The sequence below is a fragment of the Polymorphospora sp. NPDC050346 genome (assembly GCF_040655695.1).
In the GTDB taxonomy this organism is placed as follows: Bacteria; Actinomycetota; Actinomycetes; order Mycobacteriales; family Micromonosporaceae; genus Polymorphospora; species Polymorphospora lycopeni.
In genome coordinates this window covers 144,683-160,998 of sequence record NZ_JBFAKM010000003.1, presented here as the reverse complement: position 1 = coordinate 160,998, position 16,316 = coordinate 144,683, and the positions used below count along the sequence as shown (strand labels likewise).

Sequence of the window (16,316 nt, the reverse complement as noted above, 5' to 3'; positions counted from 1 at the left end):
TCAGCCGGCGGTGCTCAGGGCCGCCGGGTCACCGGCGTCCGCCCCGCCGCCGCTGGCCGGGGTGGTGGCGCACTCGATCAGGGCCAGCCCCCCGCGCCCGTGCAGGACCCGGGTGACCGCCAGGCCGGCGGCGGCGACAAGCGCCTCGAAGTCGGTCAGGGTCCGTTCCCGGCCGCCGACGACGGCCAGCATCTGCAGGTCGAACGGGGACAGATGGGGCACGTGCGGCTCGGTCGGCAGCACCTCCACGATCAGTACCCGACCGCCGTCGCCGGCCGCCTCCGCGCAGCGGCGCAGGATCGCCGTCGCGTCGCGGTCGTTCCAGTCGGTGATCGCGCGGGCGACCACGTAGACGTCGCCGCCGGCCGGCAACGGGGCGAAGAAGTCACCGGGGACCACCTCGACCCGGCCGGCGAGACCGTGACCGGCGAGCCGGCTCGCGGTCGTACCCGCCGGGTCGGGCCGGTCGACCAGCGTGCCGCGCAGGTGGCCGTGGGTCCGCAGGAGTTCGGCCAGCAGCGCGCCGCTGCCGCCGCCGACGTCGACGACGCGGCCGACGCCGCTCCAGTCGTAGAGCGCGGCGACCTGCGGGGCGGTCAGATGGTTCTGGCTCATCATCAGGTTGTCGAAGAACCGGCGGTAGTGCGGTACGGCGTCGAGGTCCTCCCAGAGGCTGCGGCCGTGCACCGCCGCGTACCCGGCCTCGCCGGTGCGTACGGCGTGCAGCAGGCCGATGTAGGCGAGGTCCATCCGGGCGCCGAGCCCCTCGAGGTCGAGGAAGCTCCGCTGCCCGCCGGCGCCGTCCTCGCCCAGCAGCCGCCCGGTCTCGGTCAGCGCGAACACGTCCGGGGCGGGTTCGGTGAACAGTCCGCGGTGCGCCAGGTAGCGCAGCAGCCGGCCGAGGGCGTCGGGGTCGGCGCCGGCCTGCCCGGCGAGCGCGTCGAGGCGGGTGACCCCGGACCCGATCAGGTCGGCCAGGCGCAGCGTCGCCGCGACCCGTACGGCGAACGGGGCGGCCAGGTCGGTGAGCCGGCCGAGCCGTTCCTGCGGCGACGCGGCGCCGTCGGCGGTCACCGGGAGGGCCCCGGCCGGCGCCGGGGGAGCGGCGTCGTCGGCCGGGTCTGGTCCGGCCGGCCGGGCGAACGTCCACAGGTGACCGCCGGGATCGGCGACGGTGAACGCGCCGGCGTCGTCGGGTCCGTCGACGACCGGGGCGCCGGCGGCGACCGCCCGCCCGTGCAGTTCGTCGACGTGGCCGGTGGTGACCAGCAGGCGTACGGCCACGTGCGGCGTGCCGGGCCGGCGGGCCTCGACGGCCACCCGGATCCCGCCCGCGGTGACGACGGCCGGGCCGGCGCCGGCTCCGGTGTGCGCCAGCCCGAAGGCCCGGTCCAGCCACCGCAGCGCGGCGTCCGGGTCGTCGTAGGGCAGGCACGGGGTCAGGACGGCGTGGCTGATCAACGCGGGGCTTCTCCCGTCAGGAACGCGTCCGTCCGCAACGCGGCAGGATGCGGCGCCAGGACGCGCGGCCGGCAGCAACTGCGATCGATGCTTGCAGCCGCCGCGCGGTGCCGTCAAGGTCGCCGTGGGCGCCCCTTGCGACTCTGGCGTACGGCCGTCCGGCCGTGGAATGATGCGCCCACGGACGGCACCACCACGACGGGTTCGGAGGCGGGAATGTCGAAACCGATGTTCGACGTACGGCCGATCTCCGGCGCGCTCGGTGCCGAGATCCACGGCGTACGGCTGACCGAGCTGACCGACGAGGTCTTCGCCGAGCTGAAGCGGCTGCTGCTGACGTACCAGGTGATCTTCATCGTGGGGCAGGAAGACCTCACCCCGGCGGCGCACGTCGACTTCGGCCGCCGGTTCGGCGAGGTCGAGCTGCACCCCTACCTGCCCCGGCTCGACGGGCAGCCGGAGATCGTCATCATCGACTCCGAGCGGGGCGGCAAGGTCGACGTCTGGCACACCGACATGACGTTCCACGCCAACCCGCCGCTGTGCTCGATCCTGCATCTGGTCAAGTGCCCGAGCACCGGCGGCGACACGATGTGGACGAACCAGTATCTGGTCTACGAGCGGCTCTCCGCGCCGATACGCGAGCTGCTGGACGGGCTCACCGCGGTGCACGCGATCCGCATCGGCGGCAGCGACTTCGCCAGCCGGGCCGAGCACCCGGTGGTCCGGGTGCATCCAGAGACCGGCCGCCGCTCGCTGTACGTCAACCGCCTCTTCACGTCGCACATCCCGCAGCTGACCCGCAACGAGAGCGACGCGCTGCTGCAATACCTCTTCGAGTTCTCCGAGGGCCCGCAGTTCGTCTGCCGCTACCGCTGGCGGGCCGGCGACGTCGCGGTGTGGGACAACCGGGTCACCCAGCACTACGCGGTCAACGACTACGACGAGCCCCGCCGGGGGCAGCGGGTCACCGTGCTCGGCGACGCGCCGGCCGGCGGCGAGCCGCGGTGGGAGCACTACCAGGCGCCGCCCGGCCAGCGGTACTGGCCGGCCCGGGTCAACGCCGTTGAGAACTACTGACCACGGCCGGTCGGGGCGGCCCGCCGCGACGGGTGGAGGCCGCCGGTGGCCCTGATCCTGATGGTGATCCACGGCACCGACGGCGACGTGCTGCCGTTCGTCCGGGTCGGCCGGGCGCTGCGCGGCCGTGGGCACGACGTGACGGTGCTGACCCACGCCTACTACCGCGGGGCCGTGCACCGCGCCGGGCTCGACTTCGTGCCCGTCGACACGGTCGCGGAGTACGAGCGCTACCTCGCCGACGCCGCCGGCCAGTTCGACGAGACCGACATCTCCGAGTTCCGCCGCCACTTCGACCGGACCGGGCTGTTCGACCAGTTCCTGCTGGAGTGCCGGGAGATGCTGCGCCTGCACCGTCCACATCAGACGGTACTGGTCGGGGCGCCGATCTCCGGGCAGTCGGTGCTCACCGCCGCCGAGGCGCTCGACGCGCCCGCCGTCTGCCTGGCCGCCTCGCCGTTCCAGTTGATGGCGCTGCCCGGCGTCGCCGGCATCTACCGTGAGGTGCTTGCCGACGGTGTCGACACCGCCCGCGCCGGCATCGGGCTCGGCCCGGTCACCGACTGGCCGGCCTGGATGTCGTCGGCCCGGCAGTACGTCGGGCTGTGGCCGGCCTGGTTCGACGCCGCCGGCCCGCCCGCCCCGGCCGGCACCGACCTGGCCGGGTTCGTGCTCGCCGACGAGGACACCTCCGGCGACATCCCGCCGGCGGCCCGCGAACTGCTCTCCGGCGACGTGGCGCCGGTGCTGGTCACCGGCGGCACCGGGCGGCTGCTGCAACGCCGCTTCTACCGCACCGCCGTCGACGCGATCCGCTCGCTCGGGCGGCCGGCCCTGCTCGCCGTCCGGCACGGCGACCTGGTGCCCGACCCGCTGCCGCCGGACGTGCACCGGTTCGTCAAGCTGCCGTTCCGCGCGGTGATGCCCCGGGTCGCCGCGGTGGTGCACCACGGCGGCATCGGCACCCTCGGCCGGGCGCTGGCCGCCGGCACCCCGCAGGTGGCGATGGCCGCCGGGCTGGACCGGCCCGACAACGCCCGCCGGCTGGCCGCGTACGGCGTCGGCCGGTGGCTGCCGGAGGGGGAGTGGACCCCCGAGGCCGTGGCGGCGGCGATCCGGGCGGCGATCGACGACCGGCCGCCGGTCGTACCCGATCCGCTCGCGGCGACCTCGGTCGAGCGGGCCGCCGACGCGGTCGAGTCGGTGCTGCCCGACCTCACCAGGCGACCGGAAACTCCGCTATCCCGCAGTTGACCCGCTCCTGCCGCCACGGCAGTTTTTCGAGCGGGACCGCCGGCCGCAGGCCGGGGAACCGGCGCAGCAGGGTGCCGATCGCCACCTCGATCTGCAAACGGCCGAGCGCCGCGCCGAGACAGAAGTGCGGGCCGTGCCCGAAGGCCAGGTGCGGGTTCTGGGCGCGCCCGATGTCGAAGGCGCCGGGGTCGGGGAAGACGTCGGGGTGCCGGTTGGCCGCCCACGGCACCGCCATCACCGTGTCGCCGGCCCGGATGAGGTGCCCGGCCAGTTCGACGTCGCCGACCGCGGTCTGCGGCAGGAACATCGGGCTGACCGACGTCCACCGCAGGATCTCGTCGACCGCGGACGGCAGCAGCCCGGGGTCGGCGCGCAGCCGGTCGAGCTGGTCGGGGTGCAGGAAGAGGGCGCGCAGGCCGGCGCTGGTGGAGTTGATCTCCCGTCCGCCGATGAGTACGCCGACCGCCAGCCCGACGATCTCCTCGTCGCTGAGCTCGTCGTCGGCCTGCGCAGCGAGCCACGCCGAGAACAGGTCGTCGCCGGGCCGCTCCCGCTTGGCGGCCAGCCGCCCGGCGAGGTAGGCGCGCAGTTCGGCGACGGCCCGGACCGCCTCGGGGGAGTCCTGCCCGGCGATGGCCAGGATCGCCGCCGTCCACTCGGCGAACCGGTCGCGGTCGGCCAGCGGCACCCCGAGCACCTCGCAGATGACCCGCACCGGCAGCGGGGCGACCAGGGCGGCGATCAGGTCGGCGGGGCTGCCGCCGGCCACCATCTCGTCGAGCAGGTCGTCGGTGATCTGCTGCACCCGGGGCCGGTACGCCTCGACCCGGCGGGCGGTGAACGCCCGGGCGGCCAGTCGGCGCAGGCTGGTGTGCGCCGGTCCGTTCATGCTCAGCTCCCGGACCGGGCAGCCGCCGCCGTCTCCGCCGCCGCCGGTGGGGTAGGGGTCGCCGTGCCGGGTGAAGCGCGGGTCGGCGAGCACCGTGCAGACCTCGTCGTAGCCGACCACGAGCCAGGCCGGGCGGCCGCCCGGCAGCTCCACCCGGCTCACCGGCTCGGTCCGCACCATCTTGAGCAACTCGTCGGGCAGGTCGCCGTGGAACGGCTCGAAGGGATAGCTGCGCAACTGTTCACCGGTCGTCATGGATTCCCCTCGAGGCGGCGCCAGGAATTGAAGCATACGATTCCGGTCCGGCCGGCGGGAGCGCCCGTACGGCCGGGTTTGTGATCGGGTTGACACCGGGTATCGGTGCTGGTCGGGGCGCTGTCGGCCGTAGCGTGTCAGGGTGCGTGGGGCTGCTGAGACGAACGCCGGGCGACGCTGGTCGACCCCGGAGGTGCTGCGTACCCGGGGTGCCCGGGTCTGGACCCACCGGCGGGTGATGATCCAGGCCGGCTCCGCCGCCGGCCTCGCCTGGTTCCTCGCCCAGTACGTGATGGGGCACGAGATGCCGTTCTTCGCGCCGATCTCGGCGGTGCTGGTGCTCGGTGCCTCGGCCGGCCAGCGGCTGCGCCGCACCGTCGAACTCGTGGTCGGCGTCGCGGTCGGCATCTTCGTCGGCGACCTGCTGATCGTGCTGTTCGGGGCCGGCCCGCTGCAACTGGCGCTGGTGGTCGGCCTGGCCGTCGGGGCGGCGCTGTTCCTCGGCAGCGGCGCCCTGCTGATCAACCAGGCCGCGGCGTCGGCGGTGCTGATCGCCACCCTCTACCCGCCGTCGGGCGGCATCTACTACACCCGCTGGCTCGACGCGCTGATCGGCGGCGCGGTGGCGTTCGGCGTACACGCCCTGCTGCTGCCCGGCGACCCGCTGGCCACGGTCGGCCGGGCGGTCGGGCCGGTGCTCTCCACCCTCGCCGACGCGCTGACCGCGACCGGCCGGGCACTGCGCGAGGCCGACCCGGCGGCGGCCGACGCCACCCTGGCCGGGCTGCGGGCCACCGAGCCGCTGCTGCAGGAGCTGACCGACGCGCTGGCCGGCGCCCGCGAGACGGTCGCGGTGTCACCGATCCGCTGGGGCGACAAGTCGGCGCTCGGCATGTACGTCACCGCCGCGCCGCACCTGGATCACGCGGTACGCAACGCGCGGGTGCTCGCCCGCCGGCAGCGGGCCGCGTTGCGTACCCGGGAGGCGGGTCCGCCGGTGCTGGCCGAGGCGCTCGACGAGCTGGCGGCGGCGGTCCGGGCCCTGCACGACGACCTGGACCGGGGACGGGAGTCGGTGGACGGCCGCCGGCACGCCGTCCGGGCCGCCCAGCTCGCCGGCGAGGTGTACGCCGCCGGGGTCGGGCTGTCGACGGCCGCGATCGCGGCGCAGGTCCGTTCGGTGGCGGTCGACCTGATGCTGGCCTCCGGGCTGGAGGAGACCGCCGCGCACGCCGCCCTGGACCCGGCCGGCGGTGCGGTCACCGACGGCGACGATTGACCGCGGACCCCGCGATGCGGCCGTGCCGGCCATCCATTGTGGATGACCGGCACGGCGGTGGTGGAAATCTGATCAGACGCCGGAGATGCTGGTGATCCACGCCCGGTTGGCCGCCACCGAGGCGTAGTTCTGGAGGGTGCTGCCGTTGCCGGTCGAGCAGACGCCGACCTGCTGGCCGTTGTAGAACTGCGGGCCGCCGGAGTCGCCCTGCCAGGCCACGCCGTTGCCGCGGTTGCTGCGGATGGCCGGGCCGCCGTACGCGTCGGTGGCGCTGAGCGAGGTGACGCCGACGGTGGCGGTCTTCAACTGCGACGACGGGGCACAGTTGGTGCAGGTACGGCCCCAGCCGTAGATCTGGTTCGTGGAGTTGAGCGGCGGGTTCACGTTGGCCAGGGTCACCACCGACGGGCTGGTGATCGCGCTGCTCAACCTCAGCAGGGCGACGTCATTCTGGCCGTAGGTGGCCGAGACCGTACGGGTCTGGCCGCCGGAGCCGTAGAAGACGCTGCCGACCCGGACCGACATTGTGCCGCCGAGGCAGTGCCGGGCGGTGAGCACCCAGTTCGCGTGGATCAGCGAGCCGGAGCAGGCGAACGAGCCGTTCTGGAACACCGCCGCGGCCCACGGGGCCGAGGCGACGGTGCCGCCGCCGATGATCGGCGCGGGCGCGGCGGCCGCGACGGAGGGGGCGACGAGGGCGCCGGTGAGTGCGGTGGCGAGGATCGCCAGGGTCAGTCGGATGCGCAAGACGGGCTCCTTACCGAGGGATTCCACCCGGGGTTCCGGGGCGGTCGGGCCGACGGCGGGACGGATTCGATGCGATCCGCGCCGCCGGGTCTCACTGCCGGCGAACGGATGACTGCCGGCCTGAGGCATCACGCTAGGAGCGGTCCGTGGCATTCACAAGTATCGATAGTCTTGTTTTCGGATGGTGCGGTCCCGCCGCTGCCGACTTGCGTGCCGGTGTGGTGAGCCCAGCCACCATGGGCCCGCCGGCCACCCCGGTCGGCTAGGGTGGCAAGCGGCGCCCGATCTGGCGGGTCGCCCCGGACGAGCCGCGTGTCGTACCCGGTGGTGCGAAGACGACACGCAACCCATCACGGCCTCCGCCGCACCTTTCTCCTCCCGTTCCGCCCCGCCGCCGACGCGTGCCCGGGCCGTACGGCCGCGACCGGGGCCGACCCGCGCGGAAAGGACGGAATAGACATGGCATGGCTGCTACTGGTGATCTCCGGGATCCTGGAGACGGTGTGGGCGATCGCGCTGGGCCGCAGCGCCGGCTTCACCCGACCCGTACCGTCGCTGGTCTTCGCGGTCGCGCTGGTGCTCAGCATGGCGGGGCTCGCCCTCGCCCTGCGCGACATCCCGATCGGCACCGGCTACGCCGTCTGGGTCGGCATCGGTGCCGTCGGCACCGCCATCGTCGGGATGGTCGCCCTGGGCGAACCGGTGACCGTCGCCCGGATCACCTGCCTGCTGCTGGTGGTCGCCGGCGTCGTCGGACTCAAGGTGTTCCACTGAGTAACCGGCCCGCTACCAGCGTCCACTGACGTGCCGACGGCTGTCCACCGATCGGTGGACAGCCGTTGTCAATCTTCCGGGCGTCCCGGGCGGCCGCGCCGGCCGCGATGATCGATACATGACTGATTCCGCCGTGCGAGTACGCGGCCTGACCAAGCGCTACCGCGACAACCTCGCGGTCAACAACGTGGACCTCAACATCGCCACCGGCGAGATCTTCGCTCTGCTCGGCCCCAACGGCGCGGGCAAGACCACCACCGTCGAGATCCTCGAGGGCTACCGCGACCGCGACGGCGGCGAGGTGGAGGTGCTCGGCGCCGACCCGCAGCGGGCCAGCCGCCGCTGGCGCTACGGGATCGGCATCGTCCTGCAGGACGCGTCCGACCTCAGCGAGCTGACCGTCCGGGAGACCGTACGGCACTTCGCCCGCTACTACCCCAACCCCCGCGACCCCGACCAGGTCATCGAGCAGGTCGGTCTCGCCGCCAAGGCCAACTCCCGGGTCAGTACCCTGTCCGGCGGCCAGCGGCGCCGCATCGACGTCGCCGTCGGCATCGTCGGCAACCCGGCCCTGCTCTTCCTCGACGAGCCGACCACCGGGTTCGACCCGCAGGCCCGCCGGCAGTTCTGGGACCTGATCCGCTCCCTGACCCAGGAGAACGGCACCACCGTCCTGCTGACCACGCACTACCTGGAAGAGGCGGAGAACCTCGCCGACCGGGTCGCGGTCATCGTCAAGGGCCAGGTCGTCGCCGAGGGCGACCCGGCCACCCTCGGCGGACGCGCCGAGGCCAAGGCGACCGTCTCCTGGCTCGAGGACGGTGAGCACCGCACCCGCGAGGCCACCGACCCGGGCCCCATCATCGCCGAACTGACCACCAAGTACGGCGGCACCGTCCCCGGCCTGACCGTCAGCCGACCCAGCCTCGAAGACGTCTACCTCGACCTGATCGGGAGCGCCCAGAAATGACCGCGACCACCACCCGCCCCGCCACCACCGGGAAGGATCCCTCCGCGGTCGCCCTCGGCCTGCACCGGGGCGTGATCGAACTCAAGGGCTTCTTCCGTGAGTGGGACAACGTCGTCTTCACCTTCGCCCTGCCGATCGTGCTGCTCGCCCTGCTCGGCTCGCTGTTCAGCGGCATCTACGAGGGCAGCACCGTCACCTCGGCGCAATACTTCGTACCCAGCATGATCGCCGCCGGTGTCGCCTCGGCAACCTTCGTCAACCTCGGCATCAGCATCGCCGCGGACCGCGACGACGGCACCCTGAAGCGGCTGCGCGGCGCCCCGATGCCGAAGTCGTCGTACTTCCTCGGCAAGGTCGTCATGGTGCTGGTCATCAGCGTCGCCGAGGTAATCATCCTGCTCGGCCTCGGCATGCTGCTCTTCGACGTCGAACTGCCGAGCGAGGCCTCCCGCTGGGTCACCTTCGGCTGGGTCTTCCTGCTCGGCGTCATCGGCTGCTCGTTCCTCGGCATCGCCGCCAGCAGCCTGGCCCGTACCGAGCGCAGCGCCGCCGCGGTGATGAACCTGCCGTACATCGTGCTGGCCTTCATCTCCGGCATCTTCTACACCCCGATCAGCGCGCTGCCCGAGCCGCTGCAGCAGCTCGGCGCGATCTTCCCGCTGAAGTGGATGGCCCAGGGCTTCCGGTCGGTGTTCCTGCCGGACGACATCCTGCCGCAGGAGATCGTCACCACCTCGTGGGAGCATGGGCGGATCGCCCTGGTCCTGGGAGCGTGGTGCATTGGAGGTCTGCTGCTGTGCCTGACGACCTTCCGCTGGCGCGGACGGCGGGACCGGTAGTCCCCATGGAGGACACGCCGACCTGGCTGAACCGCTTCCCGATGTGGGACGCCTACTTCGGGCTGGTCGCCGTCGGCACGTCGGGCTTCGTCGCCACCACCGGCTCCGTGCCGGTGGTGGCGCGGGCCTGGGCGGTCGCCCTGCTGGCCGGCCTCGCCGCCTGGTACTGGCTGTACGGCCGGCCACTGATCCGCGGCGAGATCGAGGACCGCCGGGGCTACGTCTACTTCGCCGGCGTCGTCGTCCTGCTCACCCCGGCCGTCGCATTGGTCAGCGTCTCGTCGTTCGCGCTGCTCGCGCTCTGCCCGCAGGCGTACATGCTGATGGACGCGCTGCGGGCGACGATCGCCGTACTCGTCCTCAACGCCGCCGACGTGGTGGTGGCGTACGGGTCCACCCGCGACCTGGCCGACACCGTCGCCGGCCCGCTGCCGGTCGCGGCGACCATCGTCGTCGGCTCCGCCGTCTTCGGCACCTGGGCCCGCCGGGTCACCACCCAGAACGACGAACGCGCCCGGCTCATCCGCCAACTCGACGGCAGCCGCGCCGAGGTCGCGCGGCTGTCACACGAGGCCGGCGTACTCGCCGAACGGCAACGCCTCGCCGGCGACATCCACGACACCGTCGCCCAGGGGCTGACCAGCGTCATCATGCTCATCCAGGCGGCCGACGCCGAACTGGAGCGCGACGTCGCCCAGGCCCGCCGGCACCTCGGCCTGGCCCTCGACACCGCCCGCGACAACCTCTCCGAGGCCCGCGCCCTGGTCGGCGCGCTCACCCCGACCGAACTCGACGGATCGTCGCTGGCCGACGCGCTCGCCCGGCTGGTCGACCGGTTCGGCCGGGAAACCGGCGTACGCGTCGACTTCAGCACCGAGGGCGAACCCGTCGGGCTGGCCACCGCGGTCGAGGTGGTCCTGCTCCGGGCGGTGCAGGAGTCGCTGGCCAACGTCCGTCGGCACTCCGGCGCCGGGCTGCTCACGGTGCGGCTCGCACACCTCGGCGGCACCGTCGCCGTCGAGGTCGCCGACGACGGGCGCGGGTTCGATCCCGAAAAGGCGTCCGGTGGTTACGGGCTCGGTGCCATGCGGGCCCGGGTCGAGCAGGTGTCCGGCAAGCTGAGCATCGACTCGGAACCCGGCCGCGGCACCACGATCAGGGTGGAGGTGCCCGACCTTTGATCTCCGTACTGCTGGTCGACGACCATCCGGTGGTCCGCGCCGGGGTGCGCGGCATGCTCGACGGCGAGGCCGACATCGCCGTCGTCGGCGAGGCCGGCTCCGGCGCCGAGGCGGTCACCGCCGTACGCGCCCTGCGCCCCCACGTGGTCCTGATGGACCTGCGGATGCCGGGCATCGACGGCGTCACCGCGACCGGGCAGGTGCTCACCGTCGCCCCCACGACCCGGGTGGTCGTGCTGACCACGTACGAGACCGACACCGACATCCTGCGCGCCGTCGAAGCAGGCGCCGCCGGCTACCTACTGAAGGACACCTCCCGCGCCGACCTGGTCAACGCGGTACGTACCGCCGCCCGCGGCGAGACCGTACTGGCGCCGTCGGTCGCCACCCGGCTGCTGCACCGGGTACGCCGGCCCCAGCACGAGTCGCTGTCGCCCCGGGAGACCGAGGTCCTCCGCCTGGTCGCGCGCGGCCTGTCCAACGCCGAGATCAGCCGCGAACTGCACATCAGCGAGGCGACCGTCAAGACACACCTGCTGCGCGCGTTCGCCAAACTCGGCGTCTCCGACCGGACCGCGGCGGTCACCACCGCGATGTCTCTCGACCTGCTCTGATCCGCGCGGACCCGGCCGGCAAAGACCGGCCCGAGGCCCGGCAGCCGCCCGGCAGGACCACTCCTGCCGGGCGTCCTGCCTGTTCCACGGCCGCCGGCATCGATTGACTCGACGGCATGACACAGACCTGGAAGGCGACCACCCGCGCGGTGGTTGCCGGCGTACTGATCGGCGCCACGGCGCTGGTCGGCCCGCTGACGGCGCCCACCCACGCGGCGCCCGGCCAGCCGTCCGGGGCGTCGGCACCGACGCCGACGCCCGACGACGGCTCCATCCACGATGTCATCCCGGCACGGATCCTGGACCGGATGACCGCCCAGGCCCCCCTGGTCGACGCGGCCAACGTCATCCGCACCGCCGTCGAGGCCGCCCCGCCGCGCGGCTACGCCGGCATCGGGCTGGTCGACGACCACGTCACCCTCTGGTGGAAGGGCGCCCTGCCCGCCGACATCGCGGCGGCGGTGGCGACCGCCCGCCGTACCGCGCCGGTCGAGGTGGCCGCCGCCACCTACTCGCGCGCCGAACTGAAGAAGGCGGCGGCGAAACTCCGGACCGTGGTCGACGCCGACCCGACCGGCGCCACCCACGCCCTCCGGCTGCGCACCGACGGCTCCGGCATCGACGTCGCCGTCGACGACGCCGCCGGCGCGAAACTCCCGAAGCTGCCGGCGACCGGGGTCAACACCCGGATCGTCCGGAGCGAGCCGATGGTCGAACGGTCCCGGTTCGACGACGCCGCACCGTACGACGGCGGGATCGGGATCGGGTTCACCACCTACGGCTGCACCGCCGGCTTCGGCGTACGCGACGCCGTCACCGGCACCGGCTACCTGCTCAGCGCCGAACACTGCGGAGCCATCGGCTCGCCCTGGCACATCGCCTGGAACACCACCACCAACACCGGGACGCTGGTCGGCTACGCGGTCGCCAGCAACGACGACCACGACACCATGCTCATCTCGACCTCGTCGCCCGGCAGCCACATCTACGTCGGCGGCCAGCACGACGAGATCCGCGCCGAGGTCGTCGGCTGGACCGCGGTGTACCCCGGACAGCTGCTCTGCCAGTCCGGATACACCTCGGCCGGCGAACTCGGCGGCCCGGTCTGCAACCTGCGGGTCGACTTCCACTACGACGACATCGAGGACCTGGTCGAGGCGACCCAGCTCGACGGCGAGGAGGCGGCCCGCGGCGGCGACAGCGGCGGCCCCGTCTACGCGGTCAACCCCGACGGCACCGTGCTGGCTGCCGGCACCACCACCCGGTCCGCCGGCCCCGGCTTCGGCTTCCAGGACTTCGCCACCGCCCGCGACGACTACGGCGACATCGTTCCGGCGACCGCTCTCGCGAGCAGCTGCCGGGTCTCCTTCGTCGTCACCAACTCGTGGAGCACCGGCTACACGGCCAGCGTCACCGTCTACAACGACGGCCCGCCCGTCAACGGCTGGACGCTCGGCTGGAACTTCCCCGGCGGCCAGGTCGTCCAGGGCCACTGGAACGGCATCTTCCAGCAGACCGGTGCCGCCGTCACGGTGACCAACGAGAACTACAACGCCGCCATCCCGACCGGCGGCGCGGTCAGCTTCGGCTACACCGCCGACGGTTCCCCGGCCACCCCGGTGCCGTTCACCCTCAACGGCACCACCTGCAACTGACCCCTCCGCACCCAACCGCGGAACCACACCGACGTTCCAGGTAACCCCCACCACGCCAGGCCCCGCCGGAGTCACCGGCGGGGCCTGGCCGTTCGCGTCCCCACCTCTTCGGCAGACCACGGCCCTCCAGGGTCAGTGACCCGACGATTTCCCCTGTCGACTTCTCGGTGATCACCACCGGCCTCGGCGCCGTGTCGCGGACACCCGCGACATCCACCGCCCCGATGGTTCGGAGAACATCAATGACAGCCGGAAACCCGACAGTGTGCGGCGCGATGCGCAAGAACCCTCAAAAATCTCGACCATGAGGTTGATTCGCAAACTCGCGGCGGTCACGGCGACGGCTGCTCTGGCGAGCACGCTCATCGCCGCGCCAGCACAGGCTCTTGCGGGTTTGGCGTGCTCCGAGTACGCACACACCGGTTACTACGAACACGACACGTACTACGTGGTGCCGTATTGCAAGTGGTACACGACAACCGGTGAACCCGGGGGCGGTGGCCGAGACCCCGGTGAGCTGCCGAAGCCACCCTCCGGCCCGGGAGGAGGCGGCCGCGGTGAGCCTGGCCGGGAACACCCTCCGATGACCTACGACAAGGAGCTGTGTGACCAGCTCACCCGACAACACGACATCTCCCAGGAGGCGTTGAAGGTCGCGCACGAGCAGGCGGAATCTCTGTTCGACTTCATCCAGGGCGGCAACCCGGTGACCGAGGACGACGCCATCCGGTTCTCCGAGCAATTCCAGACCTGGCAGCTGACCAAGGCCCAGGTCCAAGCCATGCGCGAGAACTACATCCGGTTCAACGGCGTCGACCCGAAGACCGGGGACGACGACTGGAAGGTGGACACCAACGCCCGTTACGGCCAGTCGCTGTCGCAGGCGTTGGAACTGGACTATGAAGCCAAGCGGAAGTTCGAGGAATGGGAAGACACCTACACCGATGACGCGAAGCAGCGGGCCAAGGGCGAACTCAGCCTACTGCTCCAGCAGATCGGTGCCATGGAGCGCGAGTCTCGCATGATCCGCGATCTGAAGGCTGAGGCCTGCGCCAAGAGTCACTGACCGGTGTGCGCTGCGGCTCCTGGGGGTAGCGCTCACCGGCGACCGCATCGGGCGCCGGGGCGCGGCCTGTTGGCGTGGTGTTGATCACAGCATCGATCGACGCCCCAGTATCGGCGTGCGTTACCGGTCGGATACCGGTGCCGTTTCCGGTTTGATTCTGGCTGGGCGCGTTCCGTGCCCGACGCGCCTCGGCTTCCCCGCCTGCCGAGATCAGTACGGCTGATCTTGATGCGCCGGACTGTGGCTAGCATCGTCGGCATGGCAACGCGGCTTGTGCAGATCAGCATGAAGGCTCGGGACGACTCCGCGCTGGGCGGTTTCTGGGCGAAGGCACTCGGCTGGGTGATCTCCAGCGAGGAACCCGGCGTGACCAACCTCGAACCCGAGGGCTTCGTCTACCCCGACCCCGCCGCCGTCTGCCTCGACATCATCGCCTCTTCAGAACTTAAGATGGTGAAGAACCGGGTGCACGTCGACCTCGCCACCACCTCGGCGGCCCATCAGGCGGAGGTGGTCGCGCGACTGAAGGATCTCGGCGCAACACCCGTCGACGTAGGTCAGGGCGACGTCCCATGGACGGTCATGGCCGACCCGGAGGGCAACGAGTTCTGCGTGCTGGACTCGCTCTACGGAGACACCGGACCGATCGCCACGGTAGTGGTCGACTGCGCGGATCCGCGAGCCATGGCCCGCTTCTGGGGCGAGGCCATGGACTGGACCCTGCACGAGGTGACCGACCACAAGGCGGTACTGCGCTCCGCCAAGGGCGTCGGCCCATATCTGCAGTTCCTCCGCACACCCGACGTGAAGACCGTGCGGAACCGCGTCCATCTCGACGTCCGCCCGTACCCAGGTGCCGACCAAGAGGCAGAGGCGGTCAGACTGCGGACGCTCGGCGCCACCGCCATCGACGTAGGTCAGGGCGATGTGCCGTGGACGGTACTCGCCGACCCGGAAGGCAACGAGTTCTGCCTTCTCGCCCCGGAATGACGCCGTGCCGGAACCTGCCCGACCGCTATGGGTCGTGGGAAAACTGCGAGGAGCGGTTGCGGCAGCGGACGGGACGTGGGATCGGATCCGCCTCGCCGGCGACGTCTCCGGCCGCCGAATCCTCGACGCGGGGTGCGGTTCCGGCCCGTTGTCAGCGGCGCTGCGCGCCAGGGGAGCTGGTCGGGTCCCCTCGCCGAGTTGCGTCGCGTGCTGAAGCCAGGCGGTCGCCTGCTGCTCTCGGTCATGCATCCGGCCGGCTATCCGGTCACGCATCCCGAAGACGACTACTTCGCGCTCACGAAGTACTCCGAGGACTACATCCTGGACGGCCAGACCGTGTGGCCGACCTTCTGGCACCGGCCGCTGCACGCCATGTCGGATGCTTTTGCCGCCGCCGGGTTTCGCATCGTGACGATCAGCGAGCCGCCCCCTTCTCCGGACACTCCTGCGGAGATGCTTCCACCCGACAAGGTCAAGGGCTCCGGGTCCTTCATGTGTTTCCTCTTCTTCGTCCTCGAGTCCGCCTAGCGCTCTGACCAGAAACGTTCACGGTGTTGGATGACATGCTGCTCTGCCGGTCGGGTGGCGTGGCTGGGCTCAGGCTGGGCGGGGGGGGCAGAACCCGTGCGTGTGCGGCGGCCGTCTGCCAGGAGGGTCAGCCGCTGCTGAGCACGCGGAAGCGGAGCATCGTGACGGCGCCCGACTGGGTGCTGCTCAAAGGTTCCAGGTCGATCCTGTCGAGGCTTGGGGGCGAGAAGCGGACACCGTCGCCGAGCAGGACCGGTAGGACATACACCAGGATCTCGTCGACGAGCCCGCGCTGCAGGCACTGGGCGGCCACGTCAGCACCGAGGATCTCCAGGTTCTTGCCGCCCGCGGCGCTGCGTGCCGTGGCAACGGCTTCCTCGATGTCACAGGTGAGGAACGTGACGGTAGGGTCCGGCTCGTCGGGAGGCTCGTGGGTGAGGACGAACTGTCCTCCCCCGTCGTAGGGGGTGTCCTGGTCGGCCATACGCTTGGCGACCTCGTACGTGCCCCGGCCGACGAGCATGGCACCCGTGGCCGCCATCACCTCCGGGAACGTATCCGCAGTCAGGTACTCGAAGATCCAGTCCATCGCGTGGCCAGGACCGGCGATGAACCCGTCCAGCGACATCGCCCTGTTCACGACCACATTGCCGGTGCTCACATCGCTCATGCGTGCTCTCCAAGGATTTTGGGGCCCCGGGGCCGAATCATAGTTCGGCCGGTGGGCAGGCGAC

Annotated in this window: 16 protein-coding genes and 1 riboswitch; of the genes, 12 read left to right on the top strand and 4 right to left on the bottom strand. The window is 71.8% G+C overall.

The window, feature by feature from the left end; all coding sequences use genetic code 11:
- Window positions 1-1,461, bottom strand: coding sequence for a methyltransferase (locus AB0I42_RS05090; RefSeq protein ID WP_357534322.1), 1,461 nt, complete (start codon window positions 1,459-1,461; stop codon window positions 1-3).
- 216 nt (window positions 1,462-1,677) lie between these two features.
- Between AB0I42_RS05090 and AB0I42_RS05085 the strand changes: the two genes are divergently transcribed.
- On the top strand, window positions 1,678-2,541 hold the full coding sequence (locus tag AB0I42_RS05085; RefSeq protein ID WP_357534319.1) for a TauD/TfdA family dioxygenase: 864 nt from the start codon (window positions 1,678-1,680) through the stop codon (window positions 2,539-2,541).
- A gap of 45 nt (window positions 2,542-2,586) precedes the next feature.
- Window positions 2,587-3,795, top strand: coding sequence for a glycosyltransferase (locus AB0I42_RS05080; protein WP_357534317.1), 1,209 nt, complete (start codon window positions 2,587-2,589; stop codon window positions 3,793-3,795).
- On the opposite strand, the gene AB0I42_RS05075 is transcribed toward AB0I42_RS05080, so the two are convergent.
- Window positions 3,758-4,939 carry a cytochrome P450 gene (locus AB0I42_RS05075; protein WP_357534316.1) on the bottom strand — a complete coding sequence of 394 codons (1,182 nt, stop codon included), beginning with the start codon at window positions 4,937-4,939 and terminating at the stop codon, window positions 3,758-3,760. The genes AB0I42_RS05080 and AB0I42_RS05075 overlap by 38 nt on opposite strands.
- A gap of 142 nt (window positions 4,940-5,081) precedes the next feature.
- On the opposite strand from AB0I42_RS05075, the gene AB0I42_RS05070 reads away from it, so the two are divergent.
- Window positions 5,082-6,218, top strand: a complete 1,137-nt coding sequence (locus AB0I42_RS05070; RefSeq protein ID WP_357534314.1) for an FUSC family protein — start codon at window positions 5,082-5,084, stop codon at window positions 6,216-6,218.
- 72 nt (window positions 6,219-6,290) lie between these two features.
- Here AB0I42_RS05070 and AB0I42_RS05065 read toward each other — a convergent pair whose 3' ends face one another.
- Window positions 6,291-6,965 carry a DUF1986 domain-containing protein gene (locus AB0I42_RS05065; protein WP_357534312.1) on the bottom strand — a complete coding sequence of 225 codons (675 nt, stop codon included), beginning with the start codon at window positions 6,963-6,965 and terminating at the stop codon, window positions 6,291-6,293.
- Between the two features lie 274 nt (window positions 6,966-7,239).
- Window positions 7,240-7,310: riboswitch (guanidine-III (ykkC-III) riboswitch) on the top strand.
- 114 nt (window positions 7,311-7,424) lie between these two features.
- On the opposite strand from AB0I42_RS05065, the gene AB0I42_RS05060 reads away from it, so the two are divergent.
- From AB0I42_RS05060 to AB0I42_RS05020, 9 genes are all read left to right on the top strand, one after another.
- Window positions 7,425-7,739 (top strand): SMR family transporter, encoded by a 315-nt coding sequence (locus tag AB0I42_RS05060; protein WP_357534310.1) that lies wholly within the window; start codon window positions 7,425-7,427, stop codon window positions 7,737-7,739.
- A 118-nt stretch (window positions 7,740-7,857) separates the two neighbouring features.
- Window positions 7,858-8,709: an ABC transporter ATP-binding protein gene (locus tag AB0I42_RS05055; RefSeq protein ID WP_357534308.1), complete on the top strand. Its 852-nt coding sequence runs from the start codon at window positions 7,858-7,860 to the stop codon at window positions 8,707-8,709.
- Complete coding sequence (locus AB0I42_RS05050) at window positions 8,706-9,548, top strand: ABC transporter permease (RefSeq protein ID WP_357534306.1); 843 nt, start codon at window positions 8,706-8,708, stop codon at window positions 9,546-9,548. Before AB0I42_RS05055 ends, AB0I42_RS05050 begins: the two co-directional genes overlap by 4 nt.
- Window positions 9,549-9,553: 5 nt before the next feature.
- Window positions 9,554-10,729 carry a sensor histidine kinase gene (locus AB0I42_RS05045; RefSeq protein WP_357534305.1) on the top strand — a complete coding sequence of 392 codons (1,176 nt, stop codon included), beginning with the start codon at window positions 9,554-9,556 and terminating at the stop codon, window positions 10,727-10,729.
- On the top strand, window positions 10,726-11,343 hold the full coding sequence (locus AB0I42_RS05040; protein ID WP_357534303.1) for a response regulator transcription factor: 618 nt from the start codon (window positions 10,726-10,728) through the stop codon (window positions 11,341-11,343). Before AB0I42_RS05045 ends, AB0I42_RS05040 begins: the two co-directional genes overlap by 4 nt.
- Window positions 11,344-11,459: 116 nt before the next feature.
- The gene (locus AB0I42_RS05035; protein WP_357534301.1) at window positions 11,460-12,998 is read left to right on the top strand and encodes a cellulose binding domain-containing protein; all 1,539 of its coding nucleotides are present in this window, start codon (window positions 11,460-11,462) and stop codon (window positions 12,996-12,998) included.
- 583 nt (window positions 12,999-13,581) lie between these two features.
- Complete coding sequence (locus AB0I42_RS05030; RefSeq protein WP_357534299.1) at window positions 13,582-14,064, top strand: hypothetical protein; 483 nt, start codon at window positions 13,582-13,584, stop codon at window positions 14,062-14,064.
- A 258-nt stretch (window positions 14,065-14,322) separates the two neighbouring features.
- The gene (locus tag AB0I42_RS05025; RefSeq protein ID WP_357534297.1) at window positions 14,323-15,054 is read left to right on the top strand and encodes a VOC family protein; all 732 of its coding nucleotides are present in this window, start codon (window positions 14,323-14,325) and stop codon (window positions 15,052-15,054) included.
- A gap of 198 nt (window positions 15,055-15,252) precedes the next feature.
- The gene (locus tag AB0I42_RS05020; protein ID WP_357534295.1) at window positions 15,253-15,582 is read left to right on the top strand and encodes a hypothetical protein; all 330 of its coding nucleotides are present in this window, start codon (window positions 15,253-15,255) and stop codon (window positions 15,580-15,582) included.
- Between the two features lie 127 nt (window positions 15,583-15,709).
- Here AB0I42_RS05020 and AB0I42_RS05015 read toward each other — a convergent pair whose 3' ends face one another.
- The gene (locus tag AB0I42_RS05015) at window positions 15,710-16,252 is read right to left on the bottom strand and encodes a dihydrofolate reductase family protein (protein ID WP_357534293.1); all 543 of its coding nucleotides are present in this window, start codon (window positions 16,250-16,252) and stop codon (window positions 15,710-15,712) included.
- Window positions 16,253-16,316: the final 64 nt, after the last annotated feature.

What these genes read in the sequence shown, in the direction of transcription:
- AB0I42_RS05030 (WP_357534299.1), top strand. Translation starts at nt 13,582, where the DNA reads ATGACCTACGACAAGGAGCTGTGTGACCAGCTCACCCGACAACACGAC.
- AB0I42_RS05055 (WP_357534308.1), top strand. Translation starts at nt 7,858, where the DNA reads ATGACTGATTCCGCCGTGCGAGTACGCGGCCTGACCAAGCGCTACCGC.
- AB0I42_RS05045 (WP_357534305.1), top strand. Translation starts at nt 9,554, where the DNA reads ATGGAGGACACGCCGACCTGGCTGAACCGCTTCCCGATGTGGGACGCC.
- AB0I42_RS05085 (WP_357534319.1), top strand. Translation starts at nt 1,678, where the DNA reads ATGTCGAAACCGATGTTCGACGTACGGCCGATCTCCGGCGCGCTCGGT.
- AB0I42_RS05050 (WP_357534306.1), top strand. Translation starts at nt 8,706, where the DNA reads ATGACCGCGACCACCACCCGCCCCGCCACCACCGGGAAGGATCCCTCC.
- AB0I42_RS05035 (WP_357534301.1), top strand. Translation starts at nt 11,460, where the DNA reads ATGACACAGACCTGGAAGGCGACCACCCGCGCGGTGGTTGCCGGCGTA.
- AB0I42_RS05075 (WP_357534316.1), bottom strand. Translation starts at nt 4,939, where the DNA reads ATGACGACCGGTGAACAGTTGCGCAGCTATCCCTTCGAGCCGTTCCAC.
- AB0I42_RS05060 (WP_357534310.1), top strand. Translation starts at nt 7,425, where the DNA reads ATGGCATGGCTGCTACTGGTGATCTCCGGGATCCTGGAGACGGTGTGG.
- AB0I42_RS05025 (WP_357534297.1), top strand. Translation starts at nt 14,323, where the DNA reads ATGGCAACGCGGCTTGTGCAGATCAGCATGAAGGCTCGGGACGACTCC.
- AB0I42_RS05015 (WP_357534293.1), bottom strand. Translation starts at nt 16,252, where the DNA reads ATGAGCGATGTGAGCACCGGCAATGTGGTCGTGAACAGGGCGATGTCG.